The sequence below is a fragment of the Shewanella sp. BJSY2023SW007 genome (genome assembly GCF_047314525.1).
Taxonomy (GTDB): Bacteria; Pseudomonadota; Gammaproteobacteria; order Enterobacterales; family Shewanellaceae; genus Shewanella; species Shewanella chilikensis.
Map to the genome: position 1 here is coordinate 36,687 of NZ_JBKORL010000050.1, position 20,727 is coordinate 57,413.

General features: G+C 55.2%; 17 protein-coding genes and 1 riboswitch. Of the genes, 13 read left to right on the forward strand and 4 right to left on the reverse strand.

Annotation, left to right across the window (positions count from 1 at the left end):
• Position 1 precedes the first annotated feature (1 nt).
• Positions 2–364 carry an MGMT family protein gene (locus ACMHXE_RS08200; RefSeq protein ID WP_224866581.1) on the reverse strand — a complete coding sequence of 121 codons (363 nt, stop codon included), beginning with the start codon at positions 362–364 and terminating at the stop codon, positions 2–4.
• Positions 365–540: 176 nt separating this feature from the next.
• Here ACMHXE_RS08200 and def point away from each other — a divergent pair, with 176 nt between their 5' ends.
• Positions 541–1,035: a peptide deformylase gene (gene def, locus ACMHXE_RS08205; protein WP_093982982.1), complete on the forward strand. Its 495-nt coding sequence runs from the start codon at positions 541–543 to the stop codon at positions 1,033–1,035.
• On the opposite strand, the gene ACMHXE_RS08210 is transcribed toward def, so the two are convergent.
• Positions 1,032–2,459 carry an ATP-binding protein gene (locus tag ACMHXE_RS08210; protein ID WP_229839792.1) on the reverse strand — a complete coding sequence of 476 codons (1,428 nt, stop codon included), beginning with the start codon at positions 2,457–2,459 and terminating at the stop codon, positions 1,032–1,034. The two genes, def and ACMHXE_RS08210, sit on opposite strands and share 4 nt — an antisense overlap.
• Before the next feature lie 152 nt (positions 2,460–2,611).
• On the opposite strand from ACMHXE_RS08210, the gene ACMHXE_RS08215 reads away from it, so the two are divergent.
• The 4 genes from ACMHXE_RS08215 to ACMHXE_RS08230 are packed head-to-tail and all read left to right on the forward strand — an operon-like array spanning position 2,612 to position 9,280.
• Positions 2,612–3,724, forward strand: a complete 1,113-nt coding sequence (locus tag ACMHXE_RS08215; protein WP_101056297.1) for an ImuA family protein — start codon at positions 2,612–2,614, stop codon at positions 3,722–3,724.
• 1 nt (position 3,725) lies between these two features.
• On the forward strand, positions 3,726–5,435 hold the full coding sequence (locus ACMHXE_RS08220) for a Y-family DNA polymerase (protein ID WP_413731941.1): 1,710 nt from the start codon (positions 3,726–3,728) through the stop codon (positions 5,433–5,435).
• Positions 5,435–8,653, forward strand: coding sequence for an error-prone DNA polymerase (locus ACMHXE_RS08225; RefSeq protein ID WP_413731943.1), 3,219 nt, complete (start codon positions 5,435–5,437; stop codon positions 8,651–8,653). The genes ACMHXE_RS08220 and ACMHXE_RS08225 overlap by 1 nt, the downstream gene beginning before the upstream one ends.
• Positions 8,654–8,683: 30 nt before the next feature.
• The gene (locus tag ACMHXE_RS08230; protein ID WP_229839791.1) at positions 8,684–9,280 is read left to right on the forward strand and encodes a tRNA-uridine aminocarboxypropyltransferase; all 597 of its coding nucleotides are present in this window, start codon (positions 8,684–8,686) and stop codon (positions 9,278–9,280) included.
• Between the two features lie 74 nt (positions 9,281–9,354).
• Here the strand turns inward: ACMHXE_RS08230 and trhA are convergent, their stop codons facing one another.
• A complete protein-coding gene (gene trhA, locus ACMHXE_RS08235) occupies positions 9,355–10,035 on the reverse strand; it encodes a PAQR family membrane homeostasis protein TrhA (RefSeq protein ID WP_224866594.1) in 681 nt (226 codons plus the stop codon).
• A gap of 233 nt (positions 10,036–10,268) precedes the next feature.
• Positions 10,269–10,550 carry a hypothetical protein gene (locus tag ACMHXE_RS08240; protein ID WP_413731946.1) on the reverse strand — a complete coding sequence of 94 codons (282 nt, stop codon included), beginning with the start codon at positions 10,548–10,550 and terminating at the stop codon, positions 10,269–10,271.
• 90 nt (positions 10,551–10,640) lie between these two features.
• On the opposite strand from ACMHXE_RS08240, the gene ACMHXE_RS08245 reads away from it, so the two are divergent.
• From ACMHXE_RS08245 to ACMHXE_RS08280, 8 genes are all read left to right on the forward strand, one after another.
• Positions 10,641–11,507, forward strand: coding sequence for a hypothetical protein (locus ACMHXE_RS08245; protein WP_413731948.1), 867 nt, complete (start codon positions 10,641–10,643; stop codon positions 11,505–11,507).
• A 164-nt stretch (positions 11,508–11,671) separates the two neighbouring features.
• Positions 11,672–11,771, forward strand: a riboswitch (TPP riboswitch).
• Positions 11,772–11,999: 228 nt separating this feature from the next.
• Positions 12,000–14,078, forward strand: coding sequence for a phosphomethylpyrimidine synthase ThiC (gene thiC / locus ACMHXE_RS08250; protein WP_413731950.1), 2,079 nt, complete (start codon positions 12,000–12,002; stop codon positions 14,076–14,078).
• 1 nt (position 14,079) lies between these two features.
• The gene (gene thiE, locus ACMHXE_RS08255; protein WP_413731952.1) at positions 14,080–16,578 is read left to right on the forward strand and encodes a thiamine phosphate synthase; all 2,499 of its coding nucleotides are present in this window, start codon (positions 14,080–14,082) and stop codon (positions 16,576–16,578) included.
• Positions 16,568–16,768 carry a sulfur carrier protein ThiS gene (gene thiS / locus ACMHXE_RS08260; protein ID WP_100143590.1) on the forward strand — a complete coding sequence of 67 codons (201 nt, stop codon included), beginning with the start codon at positions 16,568–16,570 and terminating at the stop codon, positions 16,766–16,768. The genes thiE and thiS overlap by 11 nt, the downstream gene beginning before the upstream one ends.
• 1 nt (position 16,769) lies before the next feature.
• Positions 16,770–17,549, forward strand: a complete 780-nt coding sequence (locus ACMHXE_RS08265; protein ID WP_413731954.1) for a thiazole synthase — start codon at positions 16,770–16,772, stop codon at positions 17,547–17,549.
• Positions 17,542–18,699: a 2-iminoacetate synthase ThiH gene (gene thiH, locus ACMHXE_RS08270; RefSeq protein ID WP_165565038.1), complete on the forward strand. Its 1,158-nt coding sequence runs from the start codon at positions 17,542–17,544 to the stop codon at positions 18,697–18,699. The genes ACMHXE_RS08265 and thiH overlap by 8 nt, the downstream gene beginning before the upstream one ends.
• 124 nt (positions 18,700–18,823) lie before the next feature.
• Positions 18,824–19,078 carry a chemotaxis protein gene (locus ACMHXE_RS08275; RefSeq protein WP_413731956.1) on the forward strand — a complete coding sequence of 85 codons (255 nt, stop codon included), beginning with the start codon at positions 18,824–18,826 and terminating at the stop codon, positions 19,076–19,078.
• Between the two features lie 3 nt (positions 19,079–19,081).
• Complete coding sequence (locus ACMHXE_RS08280) at positions 19,082–20,467, forward strand: putative metalloprotease CJM1_0395 family protein (RefSeq protein WP_413731958.1); 1,386 nt, start codon at positions 19,082–19,084, stop codon at positions 20,465–20,467.
• Positions 20,468–20,727: the final 260 nt, after the last annotated feature.

Sequence of the window (20,727 nt, forward strand, 5' to 3'; positions counted from 1 at the left end):
GTTAAAACGGCATGGACAAGACCAGAGTGGCCATGTCCGGCCGCCACTCATATTCAGACAGGGCAATTCTGCCTTGGTTCACTTGTACGCCTTCGCTGCGCAGCAGGCTCATCTGTAGCTGAAATGCCTGGGTATCCTTGGCAAAGGAGATTTTCCCCTGACTGTTGATAACCCTGTGCCAGGGCAGCGCCAGGCTGTCTGGCGCCTGTTTCAGTGCCCGGGAAACATAGCGTGCCCGTCCAGGCAAGCCAGCATAGTCGGCAATTTTGCCATAGCTTGCCACCCGACCTTCGGGGATCAATGCAACTATGTGCCAAATCTTCTGCATTGGACTCAGTGGCGGGGCGCTCGTTTCCGGGGTCATCTTGGCTCCTGATACTATTGGCGCAAATTATAATACCATTCCATAGCTGAGGTTACTCACTTGGCAAAAGTGCCTCGGCGGCTCTGTGCTGCACACCCAAGGTTTGCCTTTTGATGCTTTTTCGCCATAATGGCGCCCATTGAACGCCAAGTCGAGTAAATTGAGAATATAACCCTATGGCAATTATGGATATTTTGACGGTTCCCGATCCCAGGCTCAAGCGTAAAGCCAAGCCTGTTACCGAAATAGAAGCCGTGCAGCCTTTCATCGATGATCTGTTGCAAACCATGTATCACACAGACGATGGTATCGGCTTGGCCGCGACCCAGGTGGGTAGTGAACACGCGATAGTCGTCATTGATATCTCAGAAGAGCGCAATCAACCTCTGGTGCTGATCAATCCGCAGATCACTGAGTCCAGCGGCGAATTTATCGGTGAAGAGGGCTGTTTGTCCATTCCCGGTTATCGCTCCAAGGTAAAACGCTTCGAGTCGGTCACTGTCAGCTATCTGGATCGCCAGGGCCAAGCCCAGACGATCCACAGTGATGATTTCCTGGCCATAGTGCTGCAACATGAAATCGATCATCTGCACGGCAAGGTATTTATCGAGCATCTCTCCCGCCTTAAGCAGGAGATGGCACTGAAGAAGGTGCGTAAGTATACCGCCTAAGCGATAGACTTAAGTTGGGCTTCGCTGCAGTTTGGCAGTTGCAGCGGCAGCTCAAGCAATATGCTCAAACCGCCCTGAGGCCGGTTAACCGCTTGGGCCGAGCCGCCCAGGAGCTGCATACACTGGCGCACAATCGCCAATCCCAGCCCATAACCTCCCTGAGAGCTGTGACGCGCTTCATCCAAACGGGTGAAAGGGTTGAACAAGGCTTCCAGTTGCTCCTTGGGGATCCCGGGTCCATCATCGCTGACACTCAGCTGCAGTCTGCTATCACCCAATTTGTCGTCACCCAACTGAGATACCTGGATTTCCACCCGGCAGGTTTCACCGGCATATTTGAGGGCATTGCGGCAGACATTTTCCAGCGCCCGCTTCAAGTAGGCCATATCGGTATGCAAAGTTTGCTCATCAATGGGGGCCTGTGCCCAGACTATGCTTTGCTTGGGGCCAGACTCAAACTCCAGATCCTGCAGCAGTGAGCGGCGTAATTCTGTCAGGGTAAAAGGCGCTGCCGTCAGCTTAATGAAGCCGTTGCTCAGGCGGCTGAAGTCTAAAATAGTGTTGATCAATTGCGCCATCTCTTCGCCCTGGCGTCTTAGCCTGGCAAGCGGTTGTTGATGTTCCTCCCCCAAGCGATTTTCCAGCAGGTGTAAGGCCAGCTCCTGCCGGGCAAGGGGAGTGCGCAGTTCGTGGGAGACATCCCTCAGTAACCGCTGCTGGGTCTGAATGCTCTTTTGCAGCTGCTCGGCCATATGGTCAAAGTCGGTCGCCAACTGGAAAAATTCCGGCTGCTTTAGTGAAAAATGGCCGGCAATCCGGGTATCGAGTTGGCCCTGTGCCAGCTGACGGGTGGCGCTGCGCAGTAAACTCAGCGGCTGGATCAGATAGCGGCTCAGCAGACGACTGAACAATAAGAGCACCAGTAGTCCTACCAGGATACGGATAAGCCAGAGGCTTTTATCCAGTTGCTGCGCCGGATGTAAAGAAGCGTTGAGTTGCACCACCAAGAGCAGGGGATTGTCCGGATCCAGGCTATTGCGTAGTGGCAGGCCTATCAAAGGTTTTTGCACCCTGTCCCCCATAGGTTGCTGCAACTGCCTGAGGAAATTGAGTTTGTAAACAAAGTGCGGGTGCATTTCCCGCTGACTCACCGCCTGCTGCTTGCTATCCAGTACATAGAGTACAAATGCCTGACGCCCCTCCCAATCCGCCAGTCCGGCTAGATCGCCCCTGAGGATATAGTCGTTGGCCTCATCGGCCAGTTGCTGTAACTGGCTTTGGGTCTGCTGGGGCAGCAGTAACAAGCGGTTTAGCAACATGGCTTCAATACCACTGGCGAGCAGCAGGATAAGCAGTAATGACACACCAAAATAGCCAAACAGTCGCCATTGGAGTTGGGAAAACAGGCCGGAAAAGGGCAGCAAGGCAAGCTCCTGAATTATTCGCTGAAGTCGAGAATATGTTTCGATAATCATTCTCATTTATTCTATCTCGGGTTAAGGCTTTGGCGCCAGCACGACTTGTCAGTTGGCTAAAGTTAGTTATACTGTATAAAAATACAGTATCGGTGTTTTTCATGTCTCTTTCAGCCAAAACTCACTCTGTAAAATCTGATCCAGCCAAATCTCAGGCCTTGAACGGTCTGCTGGAGCGTCGGGATCTCTGGTTGGGGCCGGGCAGTCAGGGCAAAATATTGGGGTATCCCAGTGGTTTTGAAACATTGGATGCGCAGCTCAGTGATGCCGGGTGGCCAAGGCAGGGCATTTGTGAGCTTTTCAGTCAGTCTCCTGGGCACGGGGAACTCAGCCTGTTGCTGCCTTTGATGCGTTATTTACTGCCGGCTCAGTGTGGCTCTCATTCGGAAATAAATCATTCGGAAAGAAGTCAGTCCAAAAGAAATCAGTCCAGAGGGGATGAGTCCAAAGATGCCATGATAATGCTGATAGCGCCGCCACTGCAGCCGCTGGCACAGAGTTTTGCCCAGCACGGTATTGCCGCCGAGCGTATTTTGTGGCTGGAATTAACCCAGCGTAAAGAGGTGCTCTGGGCCATGGAGCAAGGGCTGAGCAGCGGCGCCTGTCCCCTGGTGCTGGCTTGGCTGGACAAGCTGACACTGAGTGAGGCCAGAAGGTTGCAACTTGCCGCAGAGCAGGGCAAAGCTCTGGGAATTTGCCAGTTGCCTATGGCTCAGGCCGACAGCAATCATCCTGTCACCCTAAAGCTGGCTATCAGCGCGGCGGGCGTTAATACCGCCAAGCTGCAAATTTTAAAGCGTCGTGGGGGTTGGCCCGTCCCTGAATTGCATCTGCGTGGCTTGCCGGCACTGGCGCTTGAACTGCCCCATGTCGAGCCGGGCGTGGTAACCCTGAGAAGCGGCAAGGCGGCTCCCAATCATAGCTTCAGTAACTCGACTTGCTCAAATCATTCAAACCATTCCGGCAACAAGGTTAATGGCACTGTGCTTCACGACTCTGGTTTTCATGGCACTGTGCTTCACGGTCCTTGGGGGATGGCGCAGTCAAGGATTGCTGCCTCCAATGAATGCGCGCCTAATCCCTGGACGGCACGGCAAGTGTCAAACAAGCCCGCGGGGCTTTCCCCAAGCGCTAATCCGCAAACGGCCAATTCTCAAACTACTCAAAGCCAAGCCACTCAAAGCCATACTGCTCAGAGTCAAGAGGCTATCTGAGATGACCCAGGTATGGATGGGAGTCTGGTTTCCACAGCTATTGCTGCAATATCAGCGTTACCGCCTGGCTATGCTGGGCAATATGGCGGGCACTATTACCGGTACTATGACAGGTACTATGACCGACACTATGACTGGAAGTATGGCAGGCAGTGGTGCGGCTCAGGTTCAAACACGCGTTCAAACTCAGTTCCAAACCCAAAATCAACCAAAAGCAGTGCCAACCGCTGCGGCGTCAGAGCCTTTTGATCCCCAAGTCCCCATGGCCTTGTATGACAGCCGGAAGCTGGTCATACATTCGGCCTGTCCCGCCGCTCAAGCAAAAGGCGTTACAGCGGGGATGAGTGTCGGCAGCGCTCAGTCGCTGCTCGGAGAGTTGCAACTTTGGCCACTGCAGGAGGTGGACAGCGAGGCGTTGCGGGATTGGTTGTGTCAGTGGAGCTATGATTTCAGCGCCAGAATCTGGCCGCCGTTGTTATCCGGGCTTACTGAACAAGCTGCCCCATATGTGGCCGATGCGCGCTGGCCTACAGATACACTGCTGCTGGAAGTGGGATCCATGGTTAAACTGTTTGGCAGTTTGAGTGCCATTGTCGAGGCTTATCTCAACAAAGTCGCCGACTATGGTCTGGAATGCTCATTGGTGCTGGCACACAGACCGCTGGATGCGGCGATATTGGCGCGGCATACTCACGTCGGCATCAGCGCGGTATCAGCTGCCTTCATGAGCTCACCCACAGCTGAAAAAGCCGGGCGCCTCAAGGTGCATCACGGCTTACCGCCGGATTTACCACTGAATTTGCTGCCATTAACCCAAGAGGAGCGGCAACGACTCGGCGCGCTTGGCCTGACGACTCTAGCCATGCTTGATGCCTTACCCCTTGCCGAGTTGGGGCGGCGCTTTGGTCAAGGTTTGCTGCAGCTGCTGGCACAAATCCAGGGGCGCTTGCCCTGTTGCCGCAAGGGATATGAGTTACCCGAACAGTTTCAGGCAAGGTTGACCTTGCTGCATGATGTTGAGTGGGTTCAGGGATTGCTGTTTCCATTGCAAAAGCTGCTGGGGGAATTGGCAACCTATTTGCGGATCAGGCAGTTGGCGGTGCAACAGTTGGAGTTGTGGCTGAAGTTTCGCGAGCCAGAGCCCCCGGCGCTGCAACTGACACTCAACTATCCCTTCGGGGAATATCAACTGCAGGGGTTGTCTCAGCTCTGCCGTTTACAGCTGGAAGGATTGCAACTGCCGAGCCCGGTCGTCGATATTGAGCTGCGATCCAGGCAGTTTGTGTCGCAGCAGCTGGGCAGTCGAGAGTTGACCGAGTCCAGAGAAGGGCAGCAACAGGATGCCAATCAATTACTCGCCAGATTACAGGCCAGGTTAGGTAGCCATAAGGTGCGCTCTTTGGTGTTGGCGGCCGATCCCATGCCAGAACTGGCCAGCACTGCGGCTTCCCTGACTTGCTGGCCGCCACCGGCAAGGCCGCCCGTTCAGCCGTCGCTGGCATTGCGGCCTCTTTGGCTGCTGCAAGAGCCGCAAGCCATTGCTCCTGAAGCTGTGGAGCTGCTTAGGGGACCGGAAAGGTTACAGAGCCCCTGGCATTCAGGGTCTTTTCCCTGCCGGGATTATTTTCTTGCCCATCATAAGGAGAGCGGTGGTCTGTGTTGGCTGTTTCGCACCGCTAATGGGCTCTTTCTTCATGCTTGGTTCAGCTGATGTACGCCGAATTGCATGCTATTTCCAATTACAGCTTTTTGCGCGGGGCTTCTCACCCGGATGAGTTGGTGCAGCAGGCCGCCAAACTGGGCTATGAGGCCATAGCCATTACCGACGAATGTTCTCTGGCGGGTGTGGTCAAGGCGCATGAGGCCGCCAAACAAAGCAGTATCAAGCTGATTGTCGGCGCCGAATTCCACCTGCCGGAAGGCTGCCTGGTGCTGCTGGCAAAAAATCGCCGGGGCTATGGTCTTATCAGCACTCTGATAACTAAAGGGCGGCGCCGGGCCGAAAAGGGCAAGTATCGGTTAACCCTGGATGACTTTGCGACCATTGACCGCGGCTGCTTTTGCCTGTGGCGGCCGCCATCAGTGAGCGAGTTGCTGGCGCAAGCCGACTTGCAAAGCACTGAGCACCAGAGTCTTGGTCAGCAGAATGTCGATCATCAGAACTCTACAAACCAGGGAATAGGCAACCAGAGCCCAAGTCAGCAAACCCCTTGGCTGACGCAGCTGCAGCAGCGCAGTCTGGCACAGTTGAATATCCTGGCGGCACGGGTCAAAGCCGCGTTTTCACTGCCGCTTTATCTCTTGATGGAGCGGCAACTGCAACCCGGAGAGGCCTGGTATCTCGAGGCCTGTGAGGCGCTGTCGAGTCATTTTTCCCTTCCTTGTGTCGCCGCCGGTAATGTGCAGATGCATCTTGCAGAGCGGCAAAGGCTGCACGATGTACTCAGCTGTATCCGCCATGGCTGCGCCGTGCCCATGGCCGGCGAGCTGTTATCAGGCAATGCCGAAATGGCGCTTAAGCCGATAACCGCTATGGCCAGGCGTCACCCTCAAGCCTGGTTGGCAAGGAGCTGTGAGCTGGCGTCCCGGTGTCATTTCAGTCTGGATGAACTCAAGTATGAGTACCCGGCCGAGTTGGTGCCAAGCGGCCTAAGTGCCAGTGAATATCTGGCGCAAGAGGTGGAAAAGGGCGCCCGCAGGCGTTTTGGCGAGGCGGTTCCACCTGAAGTGCAGACTCAGTATCGGCGCGAGCTCAAGCTGATTGCCGAGCTCAATTACGAATACTTTTTCCTGACTATCTATGATCTGGTCTGTTTTGCCGCCAGGCAAGGGATACTGCATCAGGGACGAGGTTCGGCCGCCAACTCTGTGGTCTGTTATTGCCTCGGGATCACCGAGGTGGATCCCACCAAGGTCAACATGCTGTTTGAGCGTTTTATTTCCAAGGAGCGCCATGAGCCGCCGGATATCGATGTCGATTTTGAACATGAACGCCGCGAAGAGGTGATCCAGTATATCTACCAAAAATATGGCCGCGAGCGTGCAGCCCTGGCCGCCAGTGTGATCAGTTATCGTTTCAAGAGTGCCATGAAAGATGTTGGTAAGGCCCTGGGGCTTAGCGAGCAACGGCTGGATGAGCTGATAGGCGCTGTCGATCGCCGCGATCCGCAAGTGTCTTGGCAGCAGCAGTTGCAACAAGGCAAGCTGTTGCCACAACAAGGTTTGGGGCAGTGGTTGTTGCCGCTGGTGGAGACCCTGATGGGTTTTCCAAGGCACTTGTCGCAACATGTCGGCGGCTTTGTGATTTCGGCCGGGCCATTGGCCGAGCTGGTGCCGGTAGAGAATGCCGCCATGGCCAAGCGCACTGTGATCCAATGGGACAAGGATGATCTCGAGAGTCTGGGGCTGTTAAAGGTCGATGTATTGGCGTTGGGAATGCTGACCGCGATCCGCAAATGTTTCGAGTTGATCTCCCGTCACATTCGTCCCTTTGCCATGTCGGATATTCGCTGGGAAGATCCGGCCGTCTATCGTATGTTGCAGCAGGGCGACAGCATGGGGGTGTTTCAGGTGGAGTCGCGAGCCCAGACCAGCATGCTGCCCAGGCTTAAACCCGCCTGTTATTACGATCTGGTAATACAGATAGCCATAGTGCGCCCGGGTCCGATTCAAGGAGACATGGTGCATCCCTTTCTGCGCCGCCGTGATAAAATCGAGCCGGTCACTTTTCCTTCGGCCGAGGTGGAAGGCGTGTTGTCACGCACTATGGGGGTGCCCATTTTTCAGGAGCAGGTGATCCAATTGGCCATGGTCGCCGCCGGTTTCAGTGGCGGGGAAGCCGATCAGCTGCGCCGCGCCATGGGAAGCTGGAAACGCAGTGGCGAGCTGGAGCAATTTGAACACAAGCTGCTTCAGGGGATGACGGCCCGAGGCTACAGTGACACCTTTGCCAGGCAGATATTCAGCCAGATCCGCGGCTTCGGCGAATATGGTTTCCCCGAGTCTCATTCGGCCAGCTTTGCGCTCCTGGCCTATGTTTCGGCCTTTCTCAAACACTATTACCCGGTGGCGTTTTGCTGCGCCTTGCTCAACAGTCAACCCATGGGTTTTTACAGCCCGTCACAGCTTATTCAGGATCTTCGCCATCATGGTGGTTTGGTGTTGCCGGTTTGTATCAACCTCAGCCAGTGGTACAGTACGCTGGAGCGACAAACCGATGGCTCTTTGGCACTGCGCCTCGGGTTCAGGTTGGTCAAGGGATTATCCGAGCACAGCGCCGCCAAGATAGTCGCGGGCCGGGGCGAGGGCTTTACCCACTTGTCGCAGTTGGCGGCTCTGGCACTGCCAAGGCGTGAGCAGGAGGCGCTGGCCAGCGCCAACGCCTTTGCTACCCTGGGCGGCGATCGCCATCAGATCAGGTGGCAGTTGGCCGCTCGTCAGCAGAGTTTGCCCTTGTTTGAGCAGCCGGACGAGGCCGATTTTCGCCCTGAAACCGCCTTGCCTGAGGTCACTGAAGTCGATGCCTTGCTGGCCGACTACGCCTGTACCGGGCTGACCCTGGGGCGTCATCCTCTGGCACTGCTCAGAGAGCAGGGGTTACTCGGCAAGTGTCACAGCGCCGCCTCTTTGTGGCAGTGCCGTCATGGCCAGAATGTAACTGTGGCCGGGCTGGTGGTCGGCAGGCAAAGGCCTGGCACCGCCAGTGGAGTCACCTTCATCACCCTCGAAGATGAAACCGGTAATGTTAATCTGGTGGTATGGAGTGATACGGCCAGGGCCCAGAGACAGGCTTATTTGAGCGCCAGGATCCTCAAGGTGAGCGGGGTTGTGGAATTTTCGTCCGGCGTATTGCATCTGCTGGCCGGTCGGCTGGAGGATATCTCGGGCAGTATGCTCGCGCTGGTGGTAAACTCGCGGGATTTCCATTAGCCGATAACCCATTTTAAGCTGCAACTGCCTGTGAAAATAATCCTGCTGACCCATGAAAGAGAGCTGAATCGAGCCAGTAACACAGCCACCCTGGCGCTTAATGCTTATCCGACTCTCTGTAAGCGGGTACTGTGGGCGCGTAAAGCCCCGGATGCTTGGTTAATGGAGCACTTGTCTTTGGGGCGAACCGCCTTACTCTATCCGCAAACCGAAGAAAATACTTCCGAAGAAAGCATTTCGCGAGCTCAAGCTGCAAATGAAAGCCCAAACTTAAGCCAAAACCAAAGCCCAAGTTCAAACCCAAACCAAAGCCCGGTTCAGGGCGCAACCTGGCCTCAAGACGTTGCTCAGAATTTAAATTCGCTGGTCATACTCGATGCAACCTGGCAGGAGGCCGGCAAGATGTATCGCCAAAGCCCCTATCTGCAGTTGCTTGCCAGAGTCGAACTGCAAGCAGAGCAGGGCTCGGCGTTTCGCTTACGGCGCAATCAGCGCCAGGGCGGGTTATGTACCTTGGAATGTATTGCGGCTGTTTGGCAAAACTTGGGGGGAGACTATAGTATCGCCGCCAGGCGGTTACTCAGTGAGTTTAATCAATGGCAGGCTGAAATAAGAGCTCCGGCCTAGCTGCACTAGAGTTGGCACAGCAAGCCGGAAGCCGTCTCTCTACGGCGGCACTGAGTTAAGTCTATTCGCCTGCGTTAGATCACCGTCAGATAAACACACAGGAAATGGCAAACGGCGCCGCCCAACACAAACAGATGCCAGATGGCATGATTGAAAGGGATCGCCTTGGTAGCGTAGAAGATCACCCCCAAGCTGTAGCTCAGCCCCCCTGCCAACAGCAAGTTGAACCCGGCTGTTGACAGGTTATCGATAAGCTCAGGCAACACGGCGACGCAGAGCCAGCCCATGGCCAGATACAGCACCAGGCTCAGCGCCTTGAATCTGTGAATAAAGCAGCTCTTGAACACTATTCCCCCCAATGCCAACGACCAGATGGCCACCAGCACCCATTCCTCCTGGGCATCGGCCAAAGTAATTAACATCAGCGGGGTATAGGTTCCGGCGATCAACAGATAGATGGCGCAGTGATCCAGCATCTTGAGGCGTCTTTTCCACACTGGGTGCGGAATACTGTGATACAGGGTTGAGCAGAGAAACAGCAGGATAATACTGCTGCCATAAATAGTTACACCTGTTAACTGAATGGCGTCCAGCGAATGCCAGCCTTTGAGCAACATCAACACCAAGCCCAGAATGCCGGCAATCACCCCCAAACCATGGCTGACGGCATTGGCTATCTCTTCATTTAGACTATATCCAGTTGAAAATTGGCTATTAAATTGAGATGCAGTGACTGAAGCTTTACTGTTGGACATGATTGACTCTTCTGGTTCGACCTCATTGAAAGTGAGTCTAACAGCACCACAGGACTCTGGCTAGATAAAAATGTACAGCTGTTCGCTGAGATAAATTTATTTTTTGAACCGTATCGTCTGCATTTTTTACCAACGTCTAATGTTGCACCTTAACAACTCATTGCCCGGCTTCCAAGTTGCTTTTTACAGTTATTTTGTTCAGAGGATCCCGTCAGCCTTATTAGACAAAGGGATTACCTGTTTTGCTTGAAGCCATCGATTTGAGTTTGTAGCGTAAATTGCTTTTCAAACAAGGGAATGAACTTTTTGCCGAGGGTTTTCTCTAACACTGAGTTTACATTTGGCGACGGATAAATCAGCGGCTTATGCCTCATCTTCCAGACAAGTTTATTGCCCGCCGAGACAAAAGCCCGGCGGCAATGGCAAGCTTGAGCATCAGCATTCCGTCTAGGGATGCTGCCTTTGAGCTTGGTCTGGCTGAAATCATTAATCCCTGTTCCTGCCAACCAAGCCATTCTCAATCAAATTCGATTGCCCCTTTCTTTGCCCAATCGCCTTTTAGTCAACAGCTTGGGTTTCAACCCCAATGCCTGGCGCAAGTTGGCATGGCTAAAAAAGCAGAGCAGGGGGATGGTGAGGCAAAGGGCAACGCCTTCAGCAGTTGGACTGCGGCGGGAGCCGCGCACTTATTACTATTGCTGGGGTTATCCTGGTTTTGGCAGCAAGCAGAATGGCAAAGAGTGGTGACAGAGCCTGCCAAACCCAAGGCGCTGCAATCCTATCTGTATTTCAGTCAGCCCAGCCCAAAACCGTTAACGCCAGCGCCGGAAGCCTTGGCCGAAGAAGCAATAACCCAGCCCAAGGAAGCGATAGAGGTTAAAAAAGCTGACTCAAGCAAGCGTTCTGAGCCACAAAAAACCGAGCAAAAAACTCCACAAGGCAGGGTTCAAAACCAGAAAGAGCAAAGGATCCCCAAGACTCGGGAGCAAAGCGTTAAGCCTATTGGTAGAGTCATTGAAGAAACGAAAAATGCAGCCGTATCTGCGCCAGAGCGAGCAAATGACTTTAGACCACAGCCGGCAGAGCAAGCTCAGCTGGACTTCAGTTCAAACGCATTAAAGTCTGCCCGAAAAGTATTGCAACACTCGCAACAGCAGGCGCTGCAACAGTTATCACAGCAATATGCGGATAAGGCCACGGGACGTAAGAGCCTCAGTGAAATGGATGGGGAGATGGAGGTGCTTTGGGTCAATGACGCCGATGATTTCAGCAAAGTGGCCAGTCTGGATCTGCCGCTCGACCCCAACCGTATCGTCAAGGATGGTGATACCTGCTATCGGGTCGTCAAGGTGCCGACTCCGCTCAATCCCTACGCCGAAAACTTGGGGTTTCCATTTAAGTGCGGTCAGACAGAGATGGAAAAAGCACTCAAGGAGGCGGTAGCCAGCCGTCTAAAGCGGCTTGGCAAGTGAGTTTTGCAATCAATTTATTTGATTTAAAATAAATTTACAGTCCAATTGTTTTAAATATTCCCATTTAATTCAAATGATTAAATTGTGATTTTAATGGATTCAACCCTGTGGCTCGTTTTGCTGTTGGGCTTGTTTCCCGCTTCGGCTTGTGCTTATACTCGGCAGCAATCTTGTCGGAGTGCCCTCTGGGCTGAGACCGTTTATTCGGGATCCGTTGAACCTGATCAGGCTAGCACCTGCGAAGGAAACAAGCATTCAGCTGCAGCATTACCGCAGCCACTGCGAGCAAAAATCTATGCCAAAGGCTTTAAAGAGCCGAGGCGATATCTGGCTTCTCAAGCGGACATTGAACTGACCTGAAACCACGAGGTCAGTCCGCCAACACCGCCGGAGGAGGACTCCAAATCAAGGAGTTTAACCAGTCAGCTCGCGCCGCTTATTATTCAACTCTCCTGACAAGCAATTTCATTTTCCAAAAGAGTGAGCTTGCTTATGTCAAATCGTCAATCCAATCGTCGTCAAACCCGTGAGGCCGCCCAGGCCTTTATCGATAACCTTAAACCTTTACAGCATCCCAATTCACAGAAGCTGTTCGTTCAGGGCTCCCGGGCCGATATTCAGGTAGCCATGCGCCAAATCAGGCAGACAGACACCCGAATACCAACCCAAGATGGCAGCGAGCAATTTGAACCCAATCCCGCTGTGTGTGTTTATGATTGTGCCGGCCCTTATTCAGATCCCAACGCGGCTATCAATGTGCGCCAGGGCCTGGATAAATTGCGCCAGGGCTGGATCCTAGAGCGTGATGATACGCAAGAGCTGACTTCGGTCAGCTCCAGTTTTACCCAGCAGCGGCTGGCGGATGAAGGGCTGGATCATCTGAGATTCGACGCTTTGCCCAAACCGCGCCGGGCCAAGCCGGGTAAGCGGGTGACCCAATTACATTACGCCCGCGCCGGCATTATCACTCCTGAAATGGAATATATCGCCATTCGTGAAAATATGGCCCGGGCCAACGAAGCGCTTGCCAAAGATCCGCAACTGGCCCGCAAGGCCAAAGGAGAAGCCTTTGGCGCTATAGTTGCCACGCCGATAACCCCTGAGTTTGTCCGCAGCGAAGTGGCCCGTGGCCGCGCCATCATTCCCGCCAACATCAACCATCCTGAAGCCGAGCCTATGATTATCGGCCGCAACTTTTTGGTGAAGGTCAACGCCAATATCGGTAATTCGGCAGTGACCTCTTCTATCGAGGAAGAGGTGGAAAAACTGGTGTGGGCCACCCGTTGGGGCGCCGATACGGTAATGGATCTGTCTACCGGCCGTTATATCCACGAAACCCGCGAATGGATAGTGCGCAACTCGCCTGTGCCCATAGGTACCGTGCCCATCTATCAGGCGCTGGAAAAGGTCAACGGCATTGCCGAAGATCTCAGCTGGGAAGTGTTTCGCGACACCCTGATAGAGCAGGCCGAACAAGGGGTGGATTACTTCACCATTCATGCCGGGGTCTTGCTGCGCTATGTGCCCATGACGGCCAATCGGGTGACCGGCATGGTGTCCCGTGGCGGCTCCATTATGGCCAAGTGGTGCCTGAGCCATCATAAGGAAAACTTCCTCTACAGCCATTTCCGCGACATCTGTGAGCTTTGCGCCGCCTATGATGTTTCTCTGTCGCTCGGTGACGGCATGCGCCCCGGCTCGATTGCCGATGCCAACGACGAGGCTCAGTTTGCCGAGCTGGAAACCTTGGGTGAGCTGGTGAAAATCGCCTGGGAATACGATGTGCAGACCATAATCGAAGGGCCGGGCCATATTCCTATGCAGCTGATCAAGGAGAATATGGACAAGCAGCTTGAGTACTGTGATGAGGCGCCTTTCTACACCTTGGGGCCCCAGACCACGGATATTGCGCCCGGCTATGATCATTTCACCTCTGGCATAGGCGCGGCGATGATTGCCTGGTACGGCTGCGCCATGCTCTGTTATGTGACCCCCAAGGAGCATCTGGGTTTACCTAACAAGGAAGACGTTAAACAAGGGCTTATTGCATACAAAATTGCGGCGCATGCCGCCGATGTCGCCAAGGGACATCCAGGTGCCCAGCTGCGCGACAATGCGTTGTCCAAGGCCAGATTCGAGTTTCGCTGGGAAGATCAATACAACCTGGGGTTGGATCCCGATACCGCCCGGGCGTTCCACGATGAATCTCTGCCTCAGGAGTCTGCCAAGGTGGCGCATTTTTGCTCCATGTGCGGACCCAAGTTCTGCTCGATGAAAATCACCCAGGATGTACGCGACTATGCTGCGTCTCTGGCTGCGTTTCAGGTGGCTTCGGGGGATTCGTCAGGGGCAGACTCGGCAGAGCGCCAAACCGAGCCTGTGCAGGCTGAAGAACTGACGGCACAGCCGCTGGAAGTCCTGGATGCCGAGGCGGGGATGGCGCGGATGTCGGCGCAGTTCAAGGCCGCTGGCAGCGCCCTGTATCATCCGGCTACAGCAGCCGAAAAGTCCTTGTCCAATCCCAAGTCCAATCCCGAGCCAGAGGCTACACGCTATGAAGAGGAAGCCTGAAATGGCGGCTGATAAAAGGCCGATAGTCTGGAGCATAGCCGGCTCAGACAGTGGCGGCGGCGCAGGGATCCAGGCCGATCTGGCCACCTTGAGTAATCTTGGCTGTCATGGCTGCTCTGTCATCACCACTTTGACCGCCCAGAGCAGTGTGGCAGTGACGCTAACCGAGGCGGTGAGCGAGGAGATGTTGCTGGCGCAACTCAATGCTCTGCTCGGTGACTTGCCGCCCAAGGCGATAAAAATCGGTTTGCTCGCCAATCAAGCGCAGCTGCAGCAGCTTTGTGACTGGTTGGCTCGGCACCTGCCTGATGTTCCTTTGGTGGTCGACCCCGTCATGGTGGCCAGTTGCGGCGATGCTCTCTCAAAGAGCACTGCAACGGGCGCAGCGCGGCTGGATTACCGGCCGCTGGCGGCGCTCTCCACTGTGCTGACCCCGAATATTCACGAGCTGGCGTTGCTGAGTCGCAGCGATATTCATGACTTTTCTTCCTGGCAAGATGCGGCAACTTGCCTGGCAAACGAACTGCCTTGCCATCTCTTGGCCAAGGGCGGGGATTTCGAGGCGGGGATCGCGCGCGGCCTGGCAGAAGACTTACTGCTTTTTAAAGACTTGCCTCACAGCTCCGGGTTGCATCAACGGCAGGGGTTTGTGTTGGCGAGCCCAAGACAAGCATCCAGCAACAACCATGGCAGCGGTTGCACGCTATCCAGTGCCATAGCGGCATTTTTGGCCCACGACTGGATCTTGCCCGATGCGCTGATCCTGGCCAAGGCCTATATCAATGGCGCCTTGGCGCAAAGTTATCGGGTAGGCCGTGGTCCCGGCCCCTTAGGTCGCCCCGGGGCTTGTCTGGCCGCCGAGCTTATGCCTGTCATCTGGCCGCTGGAGGATTATCCCTGGGCCAACCCAGCCCAGGTGCTCGGCGCCCCTTGGCTTGCAGCGCCAACCTCTGCTGATGCTGTTAGTGCTAAAGGCGTTGGTGTTAAAGGCGTTAGTGCTGAAGGCTTTAAAACACTGCCCCATAATCTGGGTATCTACCCGGTCGTGGCCGATGTCGAATTGCTGGAAGCCTTACTCAAGGCAGGTTGCCGCACTATTCAATTGCGGCTCAAGCAGGAAGTACAACCAGGTTCGAGCGCCGAGCAGGCGATCATTCGCGCCATCGCGCTCGGGCGCCAATATCAGGCGCGGGTGTTTATCAATGATCACTGGCAACTGGCCATTGCCCACGGCGCCTTTGGCGTGCATTTGGGCCAGGAGGATCTCAGCCAGGCATCCCTTGAGGCCATCCAAGGGGCCGGTCTGGCGCTGGGGTTATCCAGTCATGGTTATTTCGAGGCGCTGCTTGCATTGCGCCACAGGCCCAGTTATCTGGCCCTCGGGCATATTTTTGCTACCAAGACCAAAGTCATGCCATCTCTGCCCCAGGGACTGGCGCGCCTAGGCGCCTATAGCGAAACTTTCGGCTCCTTGGTGCCGACGGTCGCCATTGGCGGCATTGACGAGCATAACCTTGATGCCGTCAAGCATACCGGAGTGGCCAATGTCGCCGTGGTGCGGGCCATTACCGAGGCCGCCGAACCGGTAACGGCATTTAGGCGCCTGACACAAAGCTGGTTAGGGCGAGCAGCCACGATTGCAAGCGGGATTAGCTATGCTCAACAAAATGCCGGGCTGAGCGATCGCGACTTTATCCGTTACGGTAGCCAGTTGCTGCTGCCCAGAGTCTCAGAAGCGGGGCAGCTTGCCTTACGGGCCAAGACGGTCGCCATAGTGGGGCTCGGAGGCCTTGGTCATCATCTGGCGCGCTCTTTGGCCGCCGCCGGAGTAGGGCGTCTCATTCTTATCGATCCCGATATTGTCGAGCTGGGTAATCTGCCGAGGCAACTGCTCTACAACGAGCAGGATATTGACCGTTTGAAGGTCGACGTGGCCAAGGAAAAGCTGGGGCGCGATTATCCAAACTGCCTGATTGAGATTGAGCCCGAACTGTTTGGCCCCAAGAGCGCGGAGCTTATTCGTGAGGCGTCACTGGTATTGGATGCCAGCGATAATTTCCTTTGCCGTCATAACCTTAATCGAGCCTGTGTGAAGCTGGGCAAAGAGTTGATTGCGGCGGCGATCAGCGCCGATTCCGGCCTATTGTGTCATACATCCCCTTGGCTTAACCCCGAGGCGGGCTGTTATGAATGCCTGTTCCCGCGGGATAGCACAGGCTCGGGGCGCTGCCGCGACATGGGGGTGCTGGGTCCTGCGGTGCAAACCCTGGCGGCGATGCAGTCGCTGGCAGCCATCAATACTCTGCTTGGAGAGCGCAGCACCCTGGGACGGCTCATCAGCTTGGATTGCCGAACTTTAAGCGTACGTGAGGCTGCGCTTTGCGCCGACCCGGCATGTCTTTGCTGTCAAACCCAATCTCAGGCTGGAAATCAAACCGAAGCCCAATTTATGACAGGGCGCCCTGAGCTTAGCCGTGAGGAGAATTGCGATGCAAATTAAGATAAACAATCAAGTCAAAGAGTTGCCTGAGGCTATGACACTGTTACAGCTGCTCGAGTGGTGTGAGATAGCGCCTGGCAGCGTGGCGCTGGTACGTAATGGTGCCGTAGTGCCCAGATCTCAGTGGCCAGAGCTTGAATGTCAAAGCGGAGACAGTCTCGAGCTGTTTTCCGCCGTTGCCGGAGGTTGATATGTTGCAAATTGGCGAGTTTGAATTTCAATCCAGGCTGTTTGGCGGCACCGGCAAGTTTGCTTCGGCAGAGCTGATGCAACGCTCGCTCGTGGCCAGCGGCGCCGAGTTGGTCACAGTGGCGATGAAGCGGCTCGATTTTAACCAGGATAGCGATGAATTGCTGGCACCGCTCAAAGAGCGCGGCGTGCAGCTGCTGCCCAATACCGCCGGGGCCCGCAATGCCAGGGAGGCAATTTTTGCTGCCGAGCTGGCGCGGGAGATGCTGGGCACTCAACTATTGAAGCTGGAGATCCATCCGGATCCCCGTTATCTATTGCCGGATCCGGTAGAAACACTGGAAGCGGCCCGAGTCTTGTGCGCCGAAGGCTTCACTGTTCTGCCTTATGTGCATGCCGATCCCGTGCTGTGCTTGCGCCTCGAAGAGGTCGGCTGCGCCGCCGTGATGCCGCTTGGCAGTCCCATAGGTTCCAATCAGGGGCTGGCCACAGAACCCTTTTTGAAGATCATCATAGAGCAGGCCAATGTGCCTGTGGTGGTGGATGCCGGGATCGGCGCGCCGTCTCAGGCGATGCGGGCGATGGAGTTGGGGGCCGATGCCGTGCTGGTTAATACTGCCATCGCCTCCAGCTTGGATCCCGTGACCATGGCGGGTTGCTTCAAAGATGCGGTGCGCGCCGGGCGAGCGGCCTATCATGCCGGACTCGGGGCCATCAGCAATCGAGCCCAAAACACCAGTCCGCTGACCGGTTTTCTCAATCTGGGAGAAAACCATGGCTGACTTTCTTGAGCGTTTTACCGCTATCGACAGAGATCTATTGCGCCTTGCTATTGCCAGTGTCAGCGCCGCCGAGGTTGAGCGCTGTCTGGCGCGGCCCGAGACGATAGCGCACAATCCCTCGGCCTTGCCCGTTCTCTTGTCACCGGCGGCCCGGGAGTTTCTCGAGCCTATGGCGCAGCTCTCTGCTGCGCTCACCCGCAAGAAGTTTGGCGCCAACATAGGTCTCTATGCGCCGCTCTATGTTTCCAATCTGTGCGCCAATGATTGCGACTATTGCGGTTTCAGCATGAGCAATAAAATTCGCCGCAAGACCCTAAGCCAGGCCGAACTGGATGCTGAAATTGCCATTCTCAAGCAGCGTGGCTTTGATTCTGTGTTGCTGGTTTCCGGCGAACATGAAACCAAGGTAGGGCTGGATTATTTTGCCCAGGCGCTTTTGAGGCTCAAGCAGGACTTCAGCTATCTGGCGATTGAAGTGCAGCCCCTCGCCGAAGCGGGCTATCGACGCCTTGTTGATGAGGGACTGGATGCCGTGATGGTATATCAGGAGACCTATCAGCCCGCCACCTATGACCGCCATCATCTCAGAGGCAATAAAAAGGACTTTGGTTTCAGGCTCAATACCCCGGACAGGGCCGCCAGGGCCGGGGTCGACAAGATAGGCCTGGGGGTCTTGCTCGGGCTGGATGATTGGCGCCTGGACTCGGCACTGATGGGATTGCATCTGGACTATTTGCAGCAAAAGTACTGGCGTAGCCGCTTCAGCGTGTCGCTGCCAAGGCTCAGGCCGTGCGTTGGCGGAGTAACGCCGGCTGTGACCCTGGATGATGCCGGACTGGTGCAGCTAATCTGCGCCATGCGCTTGTTCAGCCCGGCGCTGGAGTTGAGTCTCTCTACCCGGGAGAGCGCCTCACTCAGGGACAATCTATTGCCCCTTGGGATCACTCATGTGAGTGCCGCCAGCTCAACAGAGCCAGGTGGTTACAGCAATCCCAAGTTGCAGCTGGATCAGTTCCAGATAAGTGATGAGCGAACCGTCCCTGAGGTGGTCAGCGCCATTCGAGCGCAAGGCATGCAACCTGTGTGGAAGGATTGGGACGCGAGCTGGTTGGCGGGTACGTCCTTTACAGTAACCCATCAAGGTGCATGAACCTTTCGGGCTGTACATTTACACTGAATTGGCCAATAATCGTTCAAAGCTGTGGCTAAAATGGTAGTAACTGATTTTAACCACAGAACGAAAATCCACAGTCCAATACAGACAAGGGGCAATCATGCAAATTCCATCGGCTTTTTCGGCGGGAGTTCAAGGGCTGCAAAGCGCCCAGTCCGGCCTGACTCAGGCAACAGTGGATATCGCTCGTCCGGCACCTGCGCAGCAGGCCGATTCGGCCCGCCCGGTTGAGGAGGCAGACAAAACCTCGGCACTGGTATCGGCATTGGAACCCAAGGCCCAGGGGCAAGCTTCAGTAGAGGTGATTGAACGCGCATCCGACACCTTGGGCAGTATCATAGATATCGAGGTGTAATATATGGTTGGCGCGCTGGCCGGCGCGGGGCTGACGGCAACAGCCGTGTCCCGGCGGCCAAGCTCGTCAATTGCCAACTTAAGCAGTGGCAGCTCCATAAACCAATCGCCTATCAGCGCCAACCCTGCCGGTAAAATCTCCGCCACTCAAAATCCCTCTCAGGTAAGTGGCGTAAAGCCAAGCCCAATAAACCTGAGCCCAATAAACCTGAGCTCGGGAAATCAAAGCCCAATCAATACAAGCCCAGCCAATACAAGCGCACTCAATACAAGTTCAGTCAATTCAAGCCCGCTCCAAGGTTCAACCGCGCAACATTCAGAGCCACAAACTGTAAAGCCGCCGCGGGAAGCACTGGTCAGTTTGACTAAAGGAGCCCTGGGGGCGGCAGCCTTGTCCAGCTCAGGCCATTGGCATGGAGAGGTTCAAGCATCGATGCCGCTCGTGGGGACATCGGCTCAAGCATCTGCCTTTTCCGGCAAAGGGGCTGACATTGTCGGCGGCCCTGCGATACCAGTGACTTTAGCGGGAGAAGCGCCTGAGGTTCCCGCTTTTAATGGCAAAAATACTTCCGCCAACTCTATGAGTGGGGCAGAGCAGGCTTCCGGCAGCTCTTCGAGTCGCTCATCAAGCCAGGCTGGCAGCGAAGTAAAAGAAGGGGACGACAGGGCGGCTCGTCAGTCAACCGGGGAGCCGAATACGGCAAGCTCCGCCGAACCCAAGCCGGATGAGGCGCAACAGAAACAGCAGCAGAACCGTGAGAGTCGTGAGCAACAGGCGCTTGAGCGGGAAATTGACTCCCTGATGAAGCGCGATACCCAGGTGCGCTCCCATGAACAGGCTCATGCTGCAGTAGGCGGGATCCATGCTGGACAACCGGCATTTGAATTCGAGAAAGGACCCGATGGCAAACGTTACGCGGTGGAAGGTGAAGTTCAGATAGATGTCTCTGTGGTGAACGGCGATCCGCTGGCGACCATGGCGAAAATGAAACAGGTCTATGCGGCGGCGATGGCACCTGTCGATCCTTCCATGGCCGATATCCGGGTTGCCGCCGAGGCGATGCGTAAATATAACCAGGCAAGGGAAGACGCCGGAACCCAGAGACTTGCCGCCGCGCCAAAGCCTGAGCTGAGTCAAAACCTGTTGGGAGCCGCGGATCCGGCGGCTGAAAAGTCCGGGCCTTCCTTTTATCCCAAGGCTGGCGACTCTGCAAACTTCCCCATAGGCCTGTCTCGTTTGATGGGCGCCATAGCGCAGCAGTCAAATGCCTTGAATGAACAGGCTTTCAGTCCACCCAAGGCCGAATTGCAGCTTGAGTCGGGTTCAGTTGCCGATGTGATAGCCGCTGAGCAGCAACAGGCGCAGCGCATTCGGGATGAGAGTCGTTAGTGCTTCACATATCTTCAAGGCTAATTTGAGTTCGGCGAGAGCGCGGCATAATAACCTCCTTGTTAAATGCTTAAACAAAGGATAGTCGGAGGCTAACTACTGCGCTATTAATACTGGGAGTCCATATTCTCGTGGCCTTGTTAACCAAAATTAGCGAAAAAAATTAAGCCACCCACTGTAAAACAATAACTTAATCTTCTTTCTGTCTGTATTCAAGCACCGGTAGGGGATTTGAGTACGCTGAGGCCGAAAGATATCCA